We start from the raw sequence: 18,041 nt of genomic DNA, 5'->3' as shown, positions 1-18,041 counted from the left end.
GGAGCTGCTGCGGATGAGTTTCGAGGTCGATGAAGAAATTCTACAGGATTTTTTGGTAGAAGCTGGAGAAATCCTGGAACAGCTCTCAGAGCAATTGGTGGATCTGGAGCAAAATCCAGAAGATACAGCGTTATTGAATGCCATTTTCCGTGGTTTCCACACGGTAAAAGGTGGTGCGGGCTTTCTCCAACTGACTGCACTGGTTGATTGCTGTCACTATGCAGAGAACGTCTTCGATATCCTGCGTAACCATCAACGTAAAGTAGACTCTGAGTTGATGGATGTTGTGCTGCAGGCACTGGATGCGGTGAACGAGATGTTTGAAACCGTTCGCGCAGGTGGTGAGCCTGAGCCCGCAGATCCACAAATTATTGAATCATTAAGCTTTTATGCTAAACCGCCATCCGAAGATGAAATGGAAGATGAGTCTGAGGATGAAGGAGATGTCGAAGAAGATGTGGCTGAGACTGTCGAAGAGGCGGTTGAAGATGTCACTTCTGAAGCAGAACATGACGATATTTCTGATGATGAATTTGAGTCTTTACTGAGCGCTTTGGGTTCTGCCGATGACGCGCCAGCAGAGGCCGCGGCCGATAGCAGTGAGCCGGATTCTGATGATATTACCGAAGATGAGTTTGATGCCCTGTTAGACCAATTGCATGGCAACAGTGCACCCGGTATGGACGCATCCGCGGACAGTGCTGCGACGGAACAACCCGCCGCGTCTGACTCAGATGATATTACCGAAGATGAATTTGAAGCTTTGCTTGACCAGCTACATGGTGGCGGAGCGCCTGGTGTGACGGATAGCGCAGCGCCAGGCGAAGAAAGTGCCTCAGAAGAGCCTGAGTCGAACGCGGCCTCCTCGGAATCGGATCTGATTACCGAAGACGAGTTTGAGCAGCTGCTAGACAGCTTACATGGTAAAGGCCAAGGTCCAAACGTGACCAAAGACGAGCCAGCCGCCCAAGCGGAAAGTAAGCCTGAGCCAGCTGCAGCCAAGCCAGAGCCTGAGAAAAAAGCGGAAAAAGCGGAAAAACCGAAAGCCAAAGCCGCACCGAAGAAACCTGCTGCACCGGCTCCAAAACCTAAAGCAGAGCACGTTGAGCACGACAAAGAAAAATCTCAGCATGCGCCTGTGGTACAAGAGACTACGGTGCGAGTTGATACCAAGCGCCTCGATGACATTATGAACATGGTCGGTGAGTTGGTGCTGGTACGTAACCGCTTGGTTCGTCTAGGCCTACAAAGCGATGATGAATCAATGAGTAAGGCGGTTTCCAACTTAGACGTGGTAACCGGTGACTTGCAAAATGCCGTGATGAAAACACGGATGCAGCCGATTAAGAAGGTCTTTGGGCGCTTCCCACGTGTGGTACGTGACTTGGCCCGTAACCTGAAAAAAGAAGTGAACTTAGAGCTTCGTGGCGAAGAAACGGACCTTGATAAAAACTTGGTTGAAGCCCTTGCCGACCCATTGGTTCACTTGGTGCGTAACTCGGTCGACCATGGTGTGGAGGCTCCAGATGTACGTGAGGCTAAAGGTAAGCCTCGTGTCGGTCAGGTTATTCTTTCAGCAGAGCAAGAAGGCGATCATATCTTACTGTCTATCGACGATGATGGTGCGGGTATGGACGCAGATGTGTTGCGCAGAAAAGCCGTTGAAAAAGGCCTGATGGACGCGGACAGTGCCGAGCGCCTGTCGGACGATGAAGCCTTTAATTTGATTTTTGCACCGGGCTTCTCGACCAAAGTTGAGATTACCGACGTATCGGGTCGTGGTGTGGGGATGGACGTTGTTAAGACGAAAATCTCACAACTAAACGGTACTTTAGACATCAAGTCTGTGTTAGGGCAAGGCTCACGCTTCAGTATCAAGGTACCTTTGACACTGGCCATCATGCCGACCTTGATGGTGATGCTAAACGATCAGGCGTTTGCTTTCCCATTGGTTAGCGTGAATGAGATCTTCCACCTAAATCTGAAGAAGACCAATATTGTAGACGGTCAACAAGTGGTGGTGATTCGCGGTAAGACGTTGCCAATTTTCCATTTGAAAAACTGGTTAATCAAAGACGCAGCTTACGATGAAAAACCAACTGAAGCGCACGTAGTTGTGGTGCAAGTTGGAATGAACGAAGTTGGCTTCGTGGTCGATCAGTTAGTTGGCCAAGAAGAAGTAGTGATTAAGCCGCTTGGAAGAATGTTGCAGGGCACGCCAGGTATGGCGGGGGCAACCATTACAGGTGACGGTCGAATTGCCATCATCTTGGATGTACCGAGTATGCTGAAATCCTATGCGTCGCGTTAGACAAGTATTAGGAGCTGTATTATGCCAGTGAAGGTGCTGGTAGTTGATGATTCGGGATTCTTCCGTCGTCGACTCGTTGAAATATTCAGTGCAGACCCGCGCCTACAAGTGGTCGGGACTGCCAATAATGGCAGGGAAGCCGTTGATAAAGTTCAAGCTCTATCTCCTGATGTCGTGACCATGGACTATGAGATGCCAGTGTTAGATGGTATCTCTGCCGTGTCCGAGATCATGAAGCGTAAGCCCACTCCCGTGTTGATGTTTTCGTCGCTCACCCATGAAGGTGCGCGCGTTACATTAGATGCGTTAGAGGCCGGGGCGGTCGACTTCATGCCGAAGAATTTCGAGGATATCTCCCGCGACTCAGCGGTGGTTAAACGTGCCTTGGTTGATCGTGTGCTCACCGTGGCGCGCACCCGTGTTGGGGCAAGTTTTAAACCGACTGCCCGTACTGCTACGAAAGTAGAACCCCGCCCAATAGTGGTCAGTGGTGATCGGGGCGTGATTATTCCGCGGGCGCGCAAGAAAGTCAGCTTGGTGGCGATTGGTACCTCCACTGGTGGCCCGATGGCGTTGCAGGCGGTGTTAACTCGACTACCGAAAGATTTTCCGGTGCCATTGGTATTGGTGCAGCATATGCCAGCGGCCTTCACCCATGCGTTTGCCGACCGTTTGAATAATATCTGCCAAATCAAAGTCAAAGAAGCCGAAGACGGTGATAAGCTGACCCCTGGGGTGGCGTTACTGGCCCCCGGTGGCAAGCAAATGATGGTGGATTCCCGTAACGGTGGTTGTGTGCGTATTTTAGAAGGTGATGAACGTCTAAATTACAAACCCTCTGTGGACATCACGTTTGGCTCCGCTTCGAAATGTTACCCAGGCAAAGTCTTGTCTGTAGTGATGACGGGGATGGGGGCTGATGGCCGTGATGGCGCACGCATGCTGAAAAACTCCGGCTCACGGGTTTGGATTCAAAGTGAAGACTCTTGCGTGATCTATGGTATGCCGCAAGCAGTGGAAAAAGCAGGTTTAGCAGACGATGTGATCCATTTAGATCATATTGGTGAGCGTATTGTAAAAGAGGTTGGCTAGTGGACTTATTGACGCTAGGTGGGTTAGTCGTAGCCTTTGCTTCGGTATTCCTAGCGAACTGGCTAGGAGGAGGGGAAGTAGTCCTACTGCTTAACCTACCTTCGGCCATCATTGTTATCGTGGGCAGTCTTGGTGCCGCATTGGCCCAAAGTACCTTGTTTGAAGCGTTTTCCGCTCTACGGATGTTGGCTTGGTCTTTGTTCCCGCCTATTTTTGACCTTGAAGGTAATCGACGAACCATCATTCACCTGGCCCACAAAGCGCGCCGATTTTCTATCTTAGCCTTAGAAGGCGACGTCCAAGATCTGAATAATGACTTTGCCATGCGTGCCATGCAGATGGCGGTCGACGGTGCTGATCCGGAGCTTTTATCTGAGCGCTTACATGAAGAAGCTGAGCGTATTCGGGATCAACGCGGTGCGCATATTGGTTTCTTGGAATCCATTGGTGGTTATGCACCGACCTTGGGGATCATGGGCTCAGTATTAGGCCTTATTCAAGCCATGGCGAACCTTGATAGTCCAGAAGCTTTGGGTCATGGTATTGCTGTGGCGTTCGTTTCGACCTTATATGGTCAAGGCTTTGCCAATCTGGTGATATTCCCTATCTGTCGCAAACTGTATCGCTATGCCGACCGTGAATTGCTGAATAATCAGATGTTCATTGATGGCATCCATGGCATCGCCATTGGTAAGCACCCGCAGCGCTTGGATTTGGAATTAAGCGGCTATGAGTAGCCCACGACGCCGCCGTTCACGTAATCGAGGTGAGAATGTCCCTCATCATGATCGTTGGATATTGTCTTACGCTGACTTTATTACACTGTTATTTGCCTTCTTTGTGGCTTTGTACTCGATCTCATTAAGGGATGCAGGGGATGAGAGAGTCTTAAGTGAAACTTTGAATGGTGTGTTTGATGCGGTGCAAAAATCGATCAAGCCTATTAATGTAGGGGAGCCCGTTTCGGGACAGCCAGAAAGCGAACGTTTGCTTGAAGTTGCACCTCCCGAGGACGCTGATGCAGAGAATCCGCCAGGAGAGGTAGAAGGCCGTAGCCCTTTGTATGAGGCGTTAAATCAGTCGATCAATTCGCAGTTTCCGACGCTTCAGTCACAAGGTGACATCTCGATTACCGAAGATGCCAATTGGATTACTCTAGATATGAAAGCGGCATTGGTTTTTGACCAAGGCGATTTTGAGTTAACCAATGAAGCAGTGGCGTTAATGATCGTCATTTCGAATATTTTGCGAAGCTATCCTGCGCCCATTATGGTGCTTGGCAATACCGATGATAGCCCCACTAACTCAACCCGAATTCCTTCGAATTGGCACCTCTCAAGTATGCGTGCAGCGTCTGTGGCAGATGAACTGGTGTATCGTGGTATAAATCCTAAGTTATTGGCTCCAATAGGCTTTTCGAGCGAAAACCCACAGGTTCGAAACACCAATGACTTTGCGCGAGCGCAAAATCGACGGGTAACGCTAAAAATTAGTAAGCAGAGGTCGGATAACTTGCACGATTACTTGTTTAACTAGCAAGTTAATGTATATGATTGAGATGCAATAATTACGTAAATTTCTTGCATAGCATCTAAGGGGTCGGTGTGCACATTTGGGCGGTGGCAAATCAAAAAGGAGGCGTGGGCAAAACCACGACCGTTGTTAGTTTATCCGGTTTATTGGCGGATGCTGGCCATCGTGTATTGATGATTGACTTGGATCCGCATGGTTCCCTAACCAGCTATTTCCGTTTTGATCCTGACTCCATTGAGCACAGTGCCTACGACTTATTTCAGGTAAACGGTAAAATCCCCGAGTCACTGCCACGCTCAGTCATTCTGGAGACTGGTCACCCTAATCTGTCTTTGATTCCAGCCTCTACCGCGTTAGCGACGTTAGAACGTAATGCGCAGGCGCAGGGTGGAATGGGCTTAGTGATTTCAAAAACCTTAGCCATTCTTTGGGAAGATTACGACTACGTCTTGATTGATAGCCCACCAGTCTTAGGGGTGTTAATGATTAATGCCTTGGCGGCCTGTCAACAGTTGGTGATCCCAGTGCAAACTGAGTTCTTAGCGATTAAAGGATTGGAACGCATGATTCGAACTTTGACCATGATCAACCGTGCACGAAAAAGGCCTGTCCCCTATACCATTGTCCCGACACTATACGATCGACGCACCCAAGCTTCGAACAAGAGTTTACGTAGTTTAAAAGATTTATACGAAGATGCGGTTTGGCATTCGGTGGTTCCTGTCGATACCAAATTACGTGACGCCAGTACCGCAGGTGTTGCACCTTCAGCCCTGGATGCCAGTGCTCGAGGTGTGAAAGCCTACGCCAGTTTGATGGATACATTACTCAATCCATCTGGTTAGAAATGATGAAAGATACCAAAACCAAAGACCAAGCGCTTAATGGTCCGCAACAAGCTCTGCAGAGTTATCTGAATGAGCTACTGCAAGAAACAAACTTTGTGCCCGAAGAGCCAGAAGAGCCCACAGCGGACGCAGACGCAACGGCTGAACAAGCAATGGCTGATGTCAGCGCTGAATCTGTGCTGGAGCAGGACAGCTCCCTCGACAGCGCGCCACTTGAGCCAGCAGACACTCTAGAAGAAGAGGCCGCTGAAGCCGATTCCGAGATACTGCATGAGGCTGAATTTGATAGCGCGTTTGATGCGCAGATTGACGTCTCGGAAACACAAGCCAGTTCAGCGGCGGAAATGGATTATGCAGCGTTGGATGCCTCGTTTGCGGAGTTCGAGACGGCGATTCAAACGTTGCAGGCCGAGTACAGTCCAGCGACGCAAGCTGATGACATTCCCACTTGGGACATCGAAGCCAATTTAGCTGCAATCGCAAATGAGGCCGTTGAAGATTATGATGCGGACTTGGCCGCAGATGAGACGGCTGAGCCAGAACCAGAAGTCATAGCGGACAGTGCCAACGAGCAACCTGAAGACGATGATCCGACGCTGGATTTAGAGCAAGCTTTTGCCGAGGTGGCAGCTCAAGAAGCGGCCATGCTCGAAGCTGAAATGGCATCAGAACCTGAGCCTGTCGTTGACTCTGAAGTGTCGGCAGACAGTGATCCGGTTACTGAACTGGAGGCGGTCGAGCCAGAGCCTGAGAATGAGCCGGAAGCGGAGCAAACAGACATTGCTGAAATAGAATCTAGCAGTGTGCCTGAGCCGTCTAAATACGTTGCCAAAACCGAGCCGTTGCCGTGGGCAAAAAGTCGCTTTGAGTGTTTACTGTTTTACGTCGGTGGTTTGAAGATGGCTGTGCCCTTAGTGGAGCTAGGCGGTATTTACCAGTCTAATGATGATAAGCTCACAGAGATTTTTGGTCAGCCCAAGTGGTTTATGGGCATGGCCAATGTGGGGGAGCACAATATCCGTACGGTGGATACCGCACGTTGGGTGATGCCGAACCACTACGACGGTGACTTAAAAGATAACTTTAAATTTGTGATCCAGTTGGATCGAACTGACTGGGGACTGGCCTGTGAAAAGGTTGCGGAAGCGATTTCTCTCGAGCCATCACAAGTAAAATGGCGCTCAGACCGAAGCCGACGCCCTTGGTTGGCGGGTACGGTAATCGAGCATATGTGCGCTATATTAGATGTACAGGGATTCATCGAGTTGCTGGAAGATCCTGTAAACGGTTTTCGTAAACATTTAAAAGATTAAGCTTGTAGAGGTCGTGATGTCGACAAGTATCGCTTTAAAAAAAGAAGTCAAAGAAAACGATGATCCTATGCTGCAATGGGTAACTTTCCGCCTGGATCAAGAGATTTATGGCGTGAACGTTATGCAAGTCAAAGAAGTGCTACGTTATTCCGAGATTGCCCCAGTGCCAGGCGCGCCGGCTTTTGTGCTAGGCATTATCCATTTACGTGGTAACGTGGTCACAGTAATCGACACCTGCCAACGTTTTGGTTTGATGTCAGGTGAGATCACGGATGCCACGCGTATTATGATCCTCGAAGTGGAAGGTCATGTGATCGGTATCCTGGTCGATGCTGTCTCTGAAGTGGTGTACTTACGCCAATCTGAGATTGAGGTATCGCCAAGTGTGGGCAATGATGAATCGTCTAAATTTATTCAAGGTGTCTGTCATAAAAATGATACTTTGTTGATTTTGGTAGATTTAGATAAAATGCTTTCTGAAGATGAGTGGAGCGAAATCGCTTCCATGTAGACTAGACCCCCTTTTGGAAGGCGATTAATGGAATCTCAGTGGATTTTTAACTTATTGTTGGTGCTGCAATTTGTATTGTTGTTAGCACTGGCAGTGTGGGCGTTTCGTCTTTCAAGGAAACTGAAAAAATTTGAACGTTCCGTTCACGACGCCGGCCTAGCACAAAAAAAACAGGTGCAAGTGCTGGCGTCTGGTTCGATTGGCATGGGGCGCCGTCTAGTAGCCATTGAAAAGCGTTTGAATATGGCGGTGGAACGTCAGTCAGAACTGATCTCCAAAGAAGGCAGCAGTGTCTCTTATAACCGTGCCATGGAACTGCTGGAAATGGGCGCCTCTGTAGACGACCTAGTGTCCAAATGTGGCCTAATTCGTGCGGAAGCCGAACTGATCAGTTTGTTGAAAAAAGAATCTCGCCGTAACTCTAACCAATCCCATTGATAAAGGGCTGGGTTAGCCTTTATTGTAGAAATCCGATGTGCCTTTGAGCGAGTGTGAGAAGGCGATGATTTCTGCTACCGCCAGATACAAGGTTTCGGGGATTTCATCTCCCAGCTCCAGTGTCGAAAGGACCTCCACCAGCTCAGGGCTTTTGTGTAATAACACATCGTTCTCTTCTGCAACGCGCATGATTTGCTCGGCTAAATAGCCGGTGCCTTTTGCCGTCACGGTTGGCGCGCTTTGAAAATCGTACTTTAAGGCAACGGCCTTTTTAGGATGAGGCGTTTGATTCATTTAGGTTCTCACATCAATTAAGCGGCGCTGACTGGGTTCTTGGTACGCCTTAGGTTGCTCGTCCAGTTTGGCGCGAAAGCAGTCTAGGGTTTCGATCTCAACCTGCTTGTTTCTTAGACTAGTGCGGAGCTCATCAAGGCGCTGGCGAATCATCTGCTCTGTGTTGGGATCTTCCACTGCAAACAGAACCCCTACCTTTTTATCTTGCACACTGGCGCGGGCTTCAAAGCGTCCCGTCTCTTCGAAGTCAAATTTGAGCTGCACCAACCAACGTCGCTTATGAGGCTCTACATCCGCCTCCTTATCAGAGGCGTCTTTATCAATTTTCAAATTGACCACGGACGTGCTTTGGCCATCTTTAATCGGGATCTCTATGCTCAATGGCAAGATGGAGCCATCCTGTTGTGCATTTTCAATTAAGTGGCGTACTTGGTTGGTGGTGATACGTTCGATGGCGCCAGCCACTAAATTCATGGCTTGTTGTGAATTTGTGGCCTGCACACCTGTTACACTAGCCTGCTTACTTGACTCGAGGTTAGCGCCCTCTAAACGGGATAAATTGAGTTTCAAGTCAGACACCAGATTGGTTTTATTGGCCAGATTGTGTTCGCTAAATAGGCCAGAGTTTTGAATGGCTTGTTTGATGCTGTCACTGGATTGGGTCAAGTTCTGGAGACTTGGCAGCTGTTTAACCAATTGCTCCAGTGCTGTAGCGACCTTTTCCGGCAGTGTAGCTCCCTGTTGGACCAGGGTGTTTAACTGGCGGATCATTCCTACAAACTCTTGTGGAGTAATTTGTTTAGGCAAGGTCTGCTTTAAACCTTCTGTCAATGTCGTGGCTGTGGTGGAGTTGCGCTCAACAGGGTACAGCTGCATTTGTCCTTGTTTATCCACTATGACTGTAAGCTTCTCACCGGCCTGTAAAGGGTGTTGCGTGTTCAGCGTAAATTGCTCGTTACCATCGCTTACTACCGCGCTAAAGGTTGCTGCTGGCTGTGGGCTAGGACGAGTGTTAGCTTGCGCCACGTTTTGCGCTGTTACTTGATTCGTGTGTGTCTGGGTAGCAGTGGAAGTCACATGGGCGGTGTTGCTAGGGTTGGCTGACGCAGTGCTTGTCGTCCCTGATGCGGCTTGAGTATTCGGAGTTGCTGAATGAGGCGCGCTTATCGGGGCAGCATTGGTTGTTGCTTTTGCTGGTGCCTGTGAGACAGTGTTGTATGCTGCTTGGCTCGTTGCGGCTTGACTGCTGATCACAGTCAGCACAATCGGGCGGCTGGCAATAGCCACTTGAGCAATGGTTTGTGCCTGTTGTGTGGTCACTTGGGAGGGCGTATAGCTGGCGCCAGTGGTGCGGTTTTGTATGACATTGGTCAAATTATTGGTTGTGTTGCCGGTACTGACGGAACTCGAGGGCTGTGCTGTGTTCGAATTGGCCGTTGTCCCAGGACTTGTGGCTGTCGCTGGCGAAGACGTTTGCATGGAGCTGGTCGGCGCCTGTGTTGGGCGCTGATTGGCAACGGTGAGAGTCACTTGATTGCCAGCCACATTTAAGGTGCCTTTGTCACCTGCTTGCAAGTGACTGCTGGGCTTGTGGTTTACTAAGGTGTATTGCTGTTGATCGCTGCGGGTCACGCCAATCAGCTGTTGCTGGCCGTTGCTGGACTGTGTGTTTTTCACCGAGGTAATTTGAATAGGGTGTAAACCATCGATCAACTTTAATTCGCTGCTCAGTTTGGCCAGGGCGCCAAGGTTCGCGGTCGACGACGTTGACGAAGTCGAGGTTCTTTCTTGCCCAGAAACAAGCGAATTTATGTCCGTGATCATGCTTTCACCACCCTTTCTTTCTGAAAAGCTAGAAATATATTTTATAATAGGCGCCAATTTAGAGTCGTGCTCTATCTCTATTAACGGCCAATATGGGTAATTCTTTTGCAAAAAACAGTCAACTTACAGCTTAAAGATCTTTGCATCGAACGCGGTGAGCGAGATTTATGTTGCAACCTTACGTTTTCGGTCACTAGTGGTGAGCTGGTGCGCATCGCTGGAGAGAACGGTGCTGGGAAGAGCTCATTAATGAAGGCGATCCTAGGATGGGTGCGTTTAGAAGACGGCTCCCTCGAATTTAACGGTGAAGACGTGACGCAACATCGCGATATGCTGTTGCAAAGTCAGCTCTATCTAGGCCATACGCCGGGCATCAAAAGCGTGTTTAGCGCATTAGAAAACTTACAGCTTTATTGCCCTGATGCCAGTGAAGAGGCGTTAGAGCATGCCCTGTCACAAGTGCAGTTAGGTGCGTTTGCCGATACGCCTGCGGCACAGTTGTCGGCAGGGCAGAAACGTCGCATTGCCTTAGCGCGTTTGTGGTTAACGGATAAAGCCTTGTGGTTTTTGGACGAACCCTTTACGGCTTTAGATGTGAAAGGGGTCGCGGCATTGGAGCAACGCATGTCAGAGCACCTAGCGTTGGGTGGGGCGATTGTGATCACGACCCATCAGCCGTTGTTGCACTTATCTCCCAAGGTGATTGAGCTCGCGGCATGAATTATCGATCCTATTTTAAAGCCGAGTGGCTTTCCCTGTTACGGCGTAAACAAGACACGCTCAATGCGCTGCTGTTTTTTGTCATGGTCATTACGCTGTTTCCATTAGGGGTCGATCCCAGTGCGGAGTTTTTAGCCCCAGCAGCGGGCGGTATTATTTGGTGTGCCACGGCTCTATCTGTGTTGATGGCAGTCGAAGGTATGTACAAAGAAGACTACAACGATGGCTCCCTAGAGCAATGGTTAACCAGTGGTTTGTCGGTCACCCTGCTGGTGTTTTTAAAAGTGCTGGCACAGTGGTTGGTGGTGGTGGCGCCCTTGTTGATCGTGCTGCCGGTTCTGGCACAAATGTTGTTCTTGCCTATGTCCGTCTTAGGGGTGGTGATGTTATCCATCTTATTGGGGACGCCAGCGTTATTTTTTATTGGTTCGATCGGCGCGGCCTTGACTGTCTCTTTGCGCCGTGGAGCGGTGTTAATGTTGTTGTTAATATTGCCGCTGTATATTCCTGTGATTATTTTTGCCACCGGAGCGGTGCGCGCTGCGCAGCTAGACATGGCCTATTCTGGCCAGCTAGCCATTCTGACGGCCATCTCTCTGGTGGCGCTAGCGCTGTCTCCGGTGATGGCAGCGGTTTCAATTAAAGCGAGTGTAAATTAATGAATTGGACATGGTTTCATAAGCTTGGCTCCCCTAAATGGTTCTACCAATGGGCGGCAAACTGGGGCGGGCGTTGTGTTTACCTTGGTTTAGCTCTATTGCTATTAGGTGTGGCTTGGGGGCTTGGCTTCGCTCCGGCTGATTATCAGCAGGGCAACAGCTTTCGCATTATTTATATCCATGTGCCAGTTGCTGTGTTGGCGCAAAGCTGTTACCTAGGCATGGGCATCGCGGGTTTTGTTGCGCTAGTCTGGCAGATGAAACTGGCGCCTGTGTTTATTAAGTCTGTGGCCCCGGTGGGCGCGGTGATGGCACTGATCGCATTATTGTCCGGTGCGATTTGGGGCAAGCCAACCTGGGGCACTTGGTGGGTTTGGGATGCGCGCTTAACGTCTGTGTTGGTGCTGTTTTTACTGTATATGGGCGTGATTGCGATTCAAAATGCCCTAGATGATCAGGTGTTTGCTGATAAAGCTGTGGCGGTGGTGAGCTTGGTGGGGGTGATCAACTTGCCAATCATTAAGTACTCGGTGGAATGGTGGAACACACTGCATCAGCCGGCCACCTTCAAATTGACTGAAAAACCGTCCATGCCCATGGAAATGTGGCTACCACTGCTGTTTTCCGCAGTCGGTCTGTATTTGTTCGCGGCCGGCATTGCCATGTGGCGCATGCAAAATGAAGTATTAAAACGTGAGCGTAAGGCGAATTGGGTTAAAAAAGAGGTGTTAGAGCATGGCGTTTGAATCGCTGTCTGAATTCTTTCGCATGGGCACCCACGGTGTTTATGTTTGGTCGACCTATGGCATCAGTGTGCTGGCCTTGGTTGGACTGTTTTTTTCCACCTGTCGTAGTAACGCACAACTGCGCAAGCAATTGAAGAAACGCTATCAAAGGGAGCAGAGCCGTTAAATGCATCCAGTTCGTAAAAAACGCATGATCACGATTGCAGTGATCTTAGTAGTCTTGGCGGCTGCCATTGGCCTAGTCATGTATGCCTTGTCGCAAAACATCAACTTGTTTTACTCACCGACACAAATTGCTCAAGGGGAAGCCCCTCAGAATGTCACCATTCGCGCTGGTGGCATGGTCGTTGATAACAGTGTCGAACGAGCTTCCGATAGTTTGGATGTGGCATTTAGTGTGACCGATTACCAGCACTCAGTGCGTATCGAATACACAGGCATCCTGCCAGACCTGTTCCGTGAAGGGCAAGGCATTGTGGCACAAGGCAAATTGGACGAGCGTGGCGTGTTGATTGCCAGCGAAGTGTTGGCCAAGCACGATGAAGAGTACATGCCTCCCGAAGTCACTGATGCCCTAGAAAAAGCGCAAGCTCAGTAAGGATTTGACATGATTATGCTTCCCGAGATCGGGCACTATGTTTTGATCTTAGCGATGATGTTCGCTTTGGCGTTGGCGGTGTTGCCTATGATGGGCTACTTACAGCGCAATGCGATTTTGTTGTCGACGGCCAAGCCGTTGACCTATTTGATGAGTGGGTTAACCTGCGCGAGTTTTATTATCTTGGCCATTGCCTTTGCCCAAGATGATTTCTCGGTATTGTACGTGAGTCAACATTCCAACAGCTTGTTGCCGATTTGGTACAAGATCAGTGCGGTATGGGGCGGCCATGAAGGCTCCTTGTTACTGTGGATCACGATTTTAACCCTATGGGCCGCGTTACTGGCGTTTAAGAGCGAAACTTTACCTAATAGTACCGGGCCGGTGGTGCTCAGTGTGTTAGGCATTGTCGCCACTGGGTTCTTGGCATTTATTTTATTCACGTCGTCGCCGTTCCTACGTATCCTGCCAGATCAACCGGTTGATGGGGTGGATTTAAACCCATTGCTACAGGACATTGGTTTGATCATTCACCCGCCGATGCTGTACATGGGCTATGTGGGGTTCTCGGTGGCTTTTGCCTTTGCCATTGCTGCGTTGATTACCGGCAACTTAAATGCCTCTTGGGCACGCTGGGCGCGTCCTTGGACCAATGTTTCTTGGGCGTTTTTAACGCTGGGCATTGCCTTAGGCAGCTGGTGGGCGTACTACGAGTTAGGCTGGGGCGGCTGGTGGTTCTGGGATCCGGTGGAGAACGCCTCACTGATGCCATGGCTGGCCGGTACCGCTTTGATCCACTCTCTAGCGGTCACGGAAAAGCGTGGGGTGTTTAAAAGCTGGACGGTACTATTGGCGATTTTCACCTTCAGTTTATCCCTCTTGGGGACTTTCCTCGTGCGTTCAGGAGTGTTGACCTCGGTGCATGCGTTTGCCTCTGATCCAACCCGTGGTGTGTTTATCCTCGCCTTGTTGGTGATCATCATCGGCAGCAGCTTATTCCTGTATGCCCTGCGCGCGTCGCAGGTGAAATCGCAGGTAAGCTTTGGCCTAACGGGGCGTGAATCTTGGCTCTTGATTAACAATATTTTGCTGACCATTCTGACCCTGACGGTCCTACTAGGCACGCTTTATCCACTGATTTTTGATGCCTTCAATCTCGGCAAAATCTCTGTTGGCGCACCGTACTTTAATGCGGTGTTCAGTCCGATTGCGTTATTGTTGATCGTGTTTATGGGCATTGGCCCACTGGCTAAGTGGCACAACACCAAAGGGGCTATGCTGTGGCGCCTGTCTTGGTTGCCTGCCGTGTTAGCCATTGTCTTAGCATCCTTGGTGTTTACCTTCCATGAATTTGACGTGTACATGTGGGTTAGCTTTGCCATTGCGCTTTGGTTAGTGTTGATGTGCTTACGTGATTGGTTGGACAAAGTGCTCGCGGCGCGCCAATCCCTGTGGCAGCGTGCACGTAAGTTACCACGCCATTATTATGGTATGCAGTTGGCGCATATCGGTGTCGCGGTCAGTCTGATCGGTGTGATTTTTGTGAGCATGAACAGTACCGAGACCATTGTCCGTATGGCGCCTGGGGATCGCGTAGACGTTGGTGGCTATGAGTTTGAATTTTTAGGCACGCGTCATGTCGAAGGTCCTAACTACACAGCGGATACCGGTGTGATCAATGTCTATCAAGATGGTCAGGTGATCACCCAGATGCTGCCGCAAAAACGTCTGTATCAAGCGCGTCAGCAAATGATGACGGAAGCGGCTTTGGATCCCGGTTTTACCCGTGACTTATACATTTCCCTCGGTGAGCCATTGGCTGATGGTGCTTGGGGAGTTCGAATTTACATCAAATCCTTTGTACGTTGGATTTGGTTGGGCGGTCTTTTAATGATGGCCGGTGGCTTATTGGCTGCTTGGGACAAGCGTTACCGCCGCAAGACAGGAGCTTAACGTGAAAAAATTACTCTTCTTTATCCCTTTTGTGGTTTTTATTGCCTTGGGTGTGGTGTTTTATCAGCAGCTGGGCAAAGACGCCGAATACATGCCGTCGGCCTTGGTGGGTAAACAAATGCCCGAGTTCAAGCTGGTGGATATGGCAAGCGATACCGTGGTCAGCAACAGTGCCATGCCAAACGAGCCTTACTTACTGAACTTCTGGGCCACTTGGTGTCCTTCTTGCAGCGTGGAGCATGCTTACCTTGGTGAGCTGGCGGAGCAGGGAGTAAAAATCGTTGGCGTCGATTACAAAGACGAGACGCCAGCTGCGAAAAAGTGGTTGGAAGAACGTGGCAACCCATACTCTTTGGTGCTATTGGATGAAATGGGGCGCTTTGGCGTGGACATGGGTATTACCGGTGCGCCAGAGACCTTCGTCGTCAGTGCTGAAGGAAAGGTGTTGTACCGCCATCAAGGGGTGGTGGACGCTGAGGTGTGGCAGACATTGAAGGAATACATGCAATGATCGGACGCTGGGTCATAGCTGCGCTGTGTATGCTGAGTGTGTGGGGCGGTGCCGTCTTCGCCACAGAAGTATTGGAGTTTAACTCTCCTGATGAGCAACAACGCTACCGTGTGTTAATTGAGGAGCTGCGTTGCCCTAAATGTCAGAATCAAAACTTAGAGGACTCCAATGCGGGCATTGCCATTGATCTTCGTAACCAAGTTTACAGCATGATCAATGAGGGTAAGTCTAACGATGAAATCGTTGATTACATGGTCGCCCGCTACGGTGAGTTCGTGTTGTATCGTCCAGTGCATGACCAAAGCACTGCGGTGTTATGGTATGGCCCGTTTGCATTATTGCTGATCGGTGCGCTGATTTTCATCCTCGTTGTTGTTAAAAACAAACGTCAAGCCAACAAGGACGCTTAAGTATGATGCTCGCTTGGATCGTCATGATCGCTGTGACCGTGATCTGTTTGCTGTATTTAATTCGCTCGGTACTGCGTCAACGTGGCTATCAGCAGCGCGAAGATGCGGGGCAAAACTTTCTCACCATTCGCCAGCAAGAAGTGGAAGAGGAGCGTGCAGCTGGGCGTTTAACAGACAGCGAAGCGCAACAACTTCATGAAGACATTGTCAGTGAAGCGCACTATATCAATCAGCATGGCGCGCTGACCTTAAACAAGGAAATACGCTGGGCGCGCATCGCCTTGGCTGCGGCCGTCGCTTTGGTATTAGTGGGTTCGGTGGCGCTTTATCATCGCTTGGGGTTTGCGCCAGACGTCATGTTCACCCAGCAAATGATGGAGCGCAGTGCTGATGAAGAAGATATTTCAGAATTCCTAAATTATCGTGTGGCACGTTACGACCGTGCTGAAGATTGGTACTACTTGGCCAGTGAGCAAGTACTGGCTGGCGATTACCCGTCCGCGATTGCGTCTTACCGCCAGGTGCTGCAAAAACTGGACTCTGACTCAGCGGATCGCGTCAACGTGCAAGTGGAATTGGCGCAAGCCATGTTCTATGCCAACAACAATACGGTTTCACAAAGCATGCGTGAGACCGTAGCGGACGTTTTGCGTGCCGCTCCGAATAATGTCAAAGCACTCGGTTTGCAGGGGATCATTGATTTTGATGCCGCGGATTACCAAGCTGCCATTGTCACTTGGCAAAAAGCCATCCGTTTGGGCCGTGATCGTCAAGAACGCCTGGATTTATTGTCAGGAATCGCGGCAGCGCGTAAGCAAGGTGGAATTAGTGAGGAGCAAGTTCCGGCGCTGATCACCCATAGGTTACAGTTGCAATTGGTGTTGGAAAAAGGCGCCATGGCAAATGATGATGTCTTTTTGGTGTATGCTAGAGCGGCAGGGCAACCAATGCCGGTGGCGATTCAGCAAGTATCAGCAGCAGAATTTGCTGTGCCAATCGTATTAACCAATATTGATAACTTGATGCCAGGTAAGACATTGTCTGAGGTGGATGAAGTGGAAGTCATCGTAAAACGCTCCCACAATGGTGCCCAAGATCTGACTCAGGGTGAAACAGTTGGTTATTTATCGTCCGTACCGAGCCATAGCAGTAAGATTTTTAAGGTCAATGTATCCTTATAATTGAAACCAGCTTCGCTTCGACTGATAATACGGGCAAATGTATTGATCTAAAGCGGATTTTGTATAATGGATTTTAGCTTGCGTGAGTGGCTAATTTTAATTGGTGTCATCATTATCATCGGCATTCTTGTCGATGGTGTCCGTCGTTACCGAAAATCACAGACGTTAGCCAGCGTCGATGAGGACGACAGTTATGAAGACCCAGAAGAGCGTCAGAAAGAAGCGATGCTGCGTCGTGAACTTCCTAATGGTGGCGCACGTCCGGTGGGGCATTCTGAGGAATCAGCCGATCCGGTAATGAATGCCTTTGAGAACGCGCGTAAGACGGCCCGTAGCCCGTTAACGGAAATGCCTCACAAAGTGGATGCAGGACCAGAATTGGATCGTAATGATCAATTCGAACTCGAGGAGTTAGCCTCTTTAGTGCCAGAGCGTTTTGACGAGCCTTCGCAAACGAGCGCGCAGGCTGATCAAGACTATGGGGATGTGCTGTATGACGGTTACGACGAGCTAGATGTGGGGCACGATGAGTCCGACATTGAGGAAATGGATTTAGAACGCAGCTATTCCAGCGTTGACCTTGACCAGTCCTCGCACCTTACCCTCGTGGCAGAAACGCCTGAGGTGGCCGAGGACGAGGAAGCGGAAATCGAAGAAGTCATTGTTATCAACGTGTTCGCTCCGAAAGACGAGCCTTTTGCTGGTATGGAATTGCTGCAATTGGTGCTGAACTGCGGCATGCGTTATGGCGATATGGACATCTTCCATCGTCATGAAGAAGGCTTCGACAAAGGTAAGATCCAATTTTCCGTGGCCAATGCGATTGAGCCGGGGACCTTTGATCTGGATACTATGGGCGAAACCGAATGCCCTGGGGTGAGCTTCTTTATGGGCTTGCCAGGGCCTAAGAACAGCATGAAAGCGTTTGATTTCATGCTGGAAACTGCCCAAGCCCTAGTACGAAATCTAGGCGGTGAATTGCGTGACGAACGCCGTGAACCGATGAGCGAGCAAACCATCGCCCATTGTCGTCAGCGCATTAAAGACTTTGAACGCCGCCAACTGACCAAAAAACTGCGTCAGTAACCTCTCCAATATA

20 protein-coding genes are annotated in these 18,041 nt (G+C 49.8%); 18 read left to right on the top strand and 2 right to left on the bottom strand.

Going from position 1 to position 18,041, the window contains the following annotated elements; genetic code table 11:
* The first annotated feature begins 13 nt into the window (after positions 1-13).
* From MAQ5080_RS00625 to MAQ5080_RS00590, 8 genes are all read left to right on the top strand, one after another.
* Positions 14-2,311, top strand: a complete 2,298-nt coding sequence (locus tag MAQ5080_RS00625) for a chemotaxis protein CheA (protein ID WP_067204018.1) — start codon at positions 14-16, stop codon at positions 2,309-2,311.
* Between the two features lie 21 nt (positions 2,312-2,332).
* Positions 2,333-3,403 (top strand): protein-glutamate methylesterase/protein-glutamine glutaminase, encoded by a 1,071-nt coding sequence (locus MAQ5080_RS00620; protein WP_067204016.1) that lies wholly within the window; start codon positions 2,333-2,335, stop codon positions 3,401-3,403.
* Complete coding sequence (locus tag MAQ5080_RS00615) at positions 3,403-4,140, top strand: flagellar motor protein (protein WP_067204012.1); 738 nt, start codon at positions 3,403-3,405, stop codon at positions 4,138-4,140. Before MAQ5080_RS00620 ends, MAQ5080_RS00615 begins: the two co-directional genes overlap by 1 nt.
* Complete coding sequence (locus MAQ5080_RS00610) at positions 4,133-4,939, top strand: flagellar motor protein MotB (RefSeq protein WP_067204009.1); 807 nt, start codon at positions 4,133-4,135, stop codon at positions 4,937-4,939. Before MAQ5080_RS00615 ends, MAQ5080_RS00610 begins: the two co-directional genes overlap by 8 nt.
* Positions 4,940-5,007: 68 nt before the next feature.
* Positions 5,008-5,781: a ParA family protein gene (locus tag MAQ5080_RS00605; protein ID WP_067204008.1), complete on the top strand. Its 774-nt coding sequence runs from the start codon at positions 5,008-5,010 to the stop codon at positions 5,779-5,781.
* Positions 5,782-5,783: 2 nt separating this feature from the next.
* The gene (locus tag MAQ5080_RS00600) at positions 5,784-7,097 is read left to right on the top strand and encodes a chemotaxis protein CheW (protein WP_231915727.1); all 1,314 of its coding nucleotides are present in this window, start codon (positions 5,784-5,786) and stop codon (positions 7,095-7,097) included.
* Positions 7,098-7,113: 16 nt separating this feature from the next.
* A complete protein-coding gene (locus MAQ5080_RS00595; RefSeq protein WP_067332924.1) occupies positions 7,114-7,608 on the top strand; it encodes a chemotaxis protein CheW in 495 nt (164 codons plus the stop codon).
* Between the two features lie 27 nt (positions 7,609-7,635).
* Positions 7,636-8,046 carry a DUF2802 domain-containing protein gene (locus MAQ5080_RS00590; RefSeq protein WP_067204003.1) on the top strand — a complete coding sequence of 137 codons (411 nt, stop codon included), beginning with the start codon at positions 7,636-7,638 and terminating at the stop codon, positions 8,044-8,046.
* A gap of 12 nt (positions 8,047-8,058) precedes the next feature.
* On the opposite strand, the gene MAQ5080_RS00585 is transcribed toward MAQ5080_RS00590, so the two are convergent.
* Positions 8,059-8,340 (bottom strand): EscU/YscU/HrcU family type III secretion system export apparatus switch protein, encoded by a 282-nt coding sequence (locus MAQ5080_RS00585; RefSeq protein ID WP_067204001.1) that lies wholly within the window; start codon positions 8,338-8,340, stop codon positions 8,059-8,061.
* Positions 8,341-10,164 carry a flagellar hook-length control protein FliK gene (gene fliK / locus MAQ5080_RS00580; protein WP_067203999.1) on the bottom strand — a complete coding sequence of 608 codons (1,824 nt, stop codon included), beginning with the start codon at positions 10,162-10,164 and terminating at the stop codon, positions 8,341-8,343.
* Between the two features lie 105 nt (positions 10,165-10,269).
* Between fliK and ccmA the strand changes: the two genes are divergently transcribed.
* From ccmA to zipA, 10 genes are all read left to right on the top strand, one after another.
* On the top strand, positions 10,270-10,884 hold the full coding sequence (gene ccmA / locus MAQ5080_RS00575) for a cytochrome c biogenesis heme-transporting ATPase CcmA (RefSeq protein ID WP_067203997.1): 615 nt from the start codon (positions 10,270-10,272) through the stop codon (positions 10,882-10,884).
* The gene (gene ccmB / locus MAQ5080_RS00570; protein ID WP_067203995.1) at positions 10,881-11,543 is read left to right on the top strand and encodes a heme exporter protein CcmB; all 663 of its coding nucleotides are present in this window, start codon (positions 10,881-10,883) and stop codon (positions 11,541-11,543) included. The genes ccmA and ccmB overlap by 4 nt, the downstream gene beginning before the upstream one ends.
* Positions 11,543-12,289 carry a heme ABC transporter permease gene (locus MAQ5080_RS00565; protein ID WP_067203993.1) on the top strand — a complete coding sequence of 249 codons (747 nt, stop codon included), beginning with the start codon at positions 11,543-11,545 and terminating at the stop codon, positions 12,287-12,289. The genes ccmB and MAQ5080_RS00565 overlap by 1 nt, the downstream gene beginning before the upstream one ends.
* Positions 12,279-12,455, top strand: coding sequence for a heme exporter protein CcmD (ccmD, locus tag MAQ5080_RS00560; RefSeq protein WP_067203991.1), 177 nt, complete (start codon positions 12,279-12,281; stop codon positions 12,453-12,455). Before MAQ5080_RS00565 ends, ccmD begins: the two co-directional genes overlap by 11 nt.
* On the top strand, positions 12,456-12,887 hold the full coding sequence (ccmE, locus tag MAQ5080_RS00555) for a cytochrome c maturation protein CcmE (RefSeq protein ID WP_067203990.1): 432 nt from the start codon (positions 12,456-12,458) through the stop codon (positions 12,885-12,887). It begins immediately after the preceding gene.
* A 15-nt stretch (positions 12,888-12,902) separates the two neighbouring features.
* Positions 12,903-14,840 carry a heme lyase CcmF/NrfE family subunit gene (locus tag MAQ5080_RS00550; protein WP_067204832.1) on the top strand — a complete coding sequence of 646 codons (1,938 nt, stop codon included), beginning with the start codon at positions 12,903-12,905 and terminating at the stop codon, positions 14,838-14,840.
* 1 nt (position 14,841) lies between these two features.
* Entirely contained in the window at positions 14,842-15,351 is a 510-nt protein-coding gene (locus MAQ5080_RS00545; RefSeq protein ID WP_067203988.1) for a DsbE family thiol:disulfide interchange protein, read from the top strand.
* Positions 15,348-15,761, top strand: coding sequence for a cytochrome c-type biogenesis protein (locus MAQ5080_RS00540; RefSeq protein WP_067203985.1), 414 nt, complete (start codon positions 15,348-15,350; stop codon positions 15,759-15,761). Before MAQ5080_RS00545 ends, MAQ5080_RS00540 begins: the two co-directional genes overlap by 4 nt.
* 2 nt (positions 15,762-15,763) lie before the next feature.
* On the top strand, positions 15,764-16,942 hold the full coding sequence (ccmI, locus tag MAQ5080_RS00535; protein ID WP_067203984.1) for a c-type cytochrome biogenesis protein CcmI: 1,179 nt from the start codon (positions 15,764-15,766) through the stop codon (positions 16,940-16,942).
* Positions 16,943-17,008: 66 nt separating this feature from the next.
* Positions 17,009-18,028: a cell division protein ZipA gene (gene zipA, locus MAQ5080_RS00530; protein ID WP_067203981.1), complete on the top strand. Its 1,020-nt coding sequence runs from the start codon at positions 17,009-17,011 to the stop codon at positions 18,026-18,028.
* The last annotated feature ends 13 nt before the right edge of the window (positions 18,029-18,041 follow it).

It is taken from the genome of Marinomonas aquimarina (assembly GCF_900089755.1).
GTDB lineage: Bacteria > Pseudomonadota > Gammaproteobacteria > Pseudomonadales > Marinomonadaceae > Marinomonas > Marinomonas aquimarina.
Note: the sequence above shows the minus strand (reverse complement) of the source record. Positions and strands in the feature narration are given on the sequence as shown.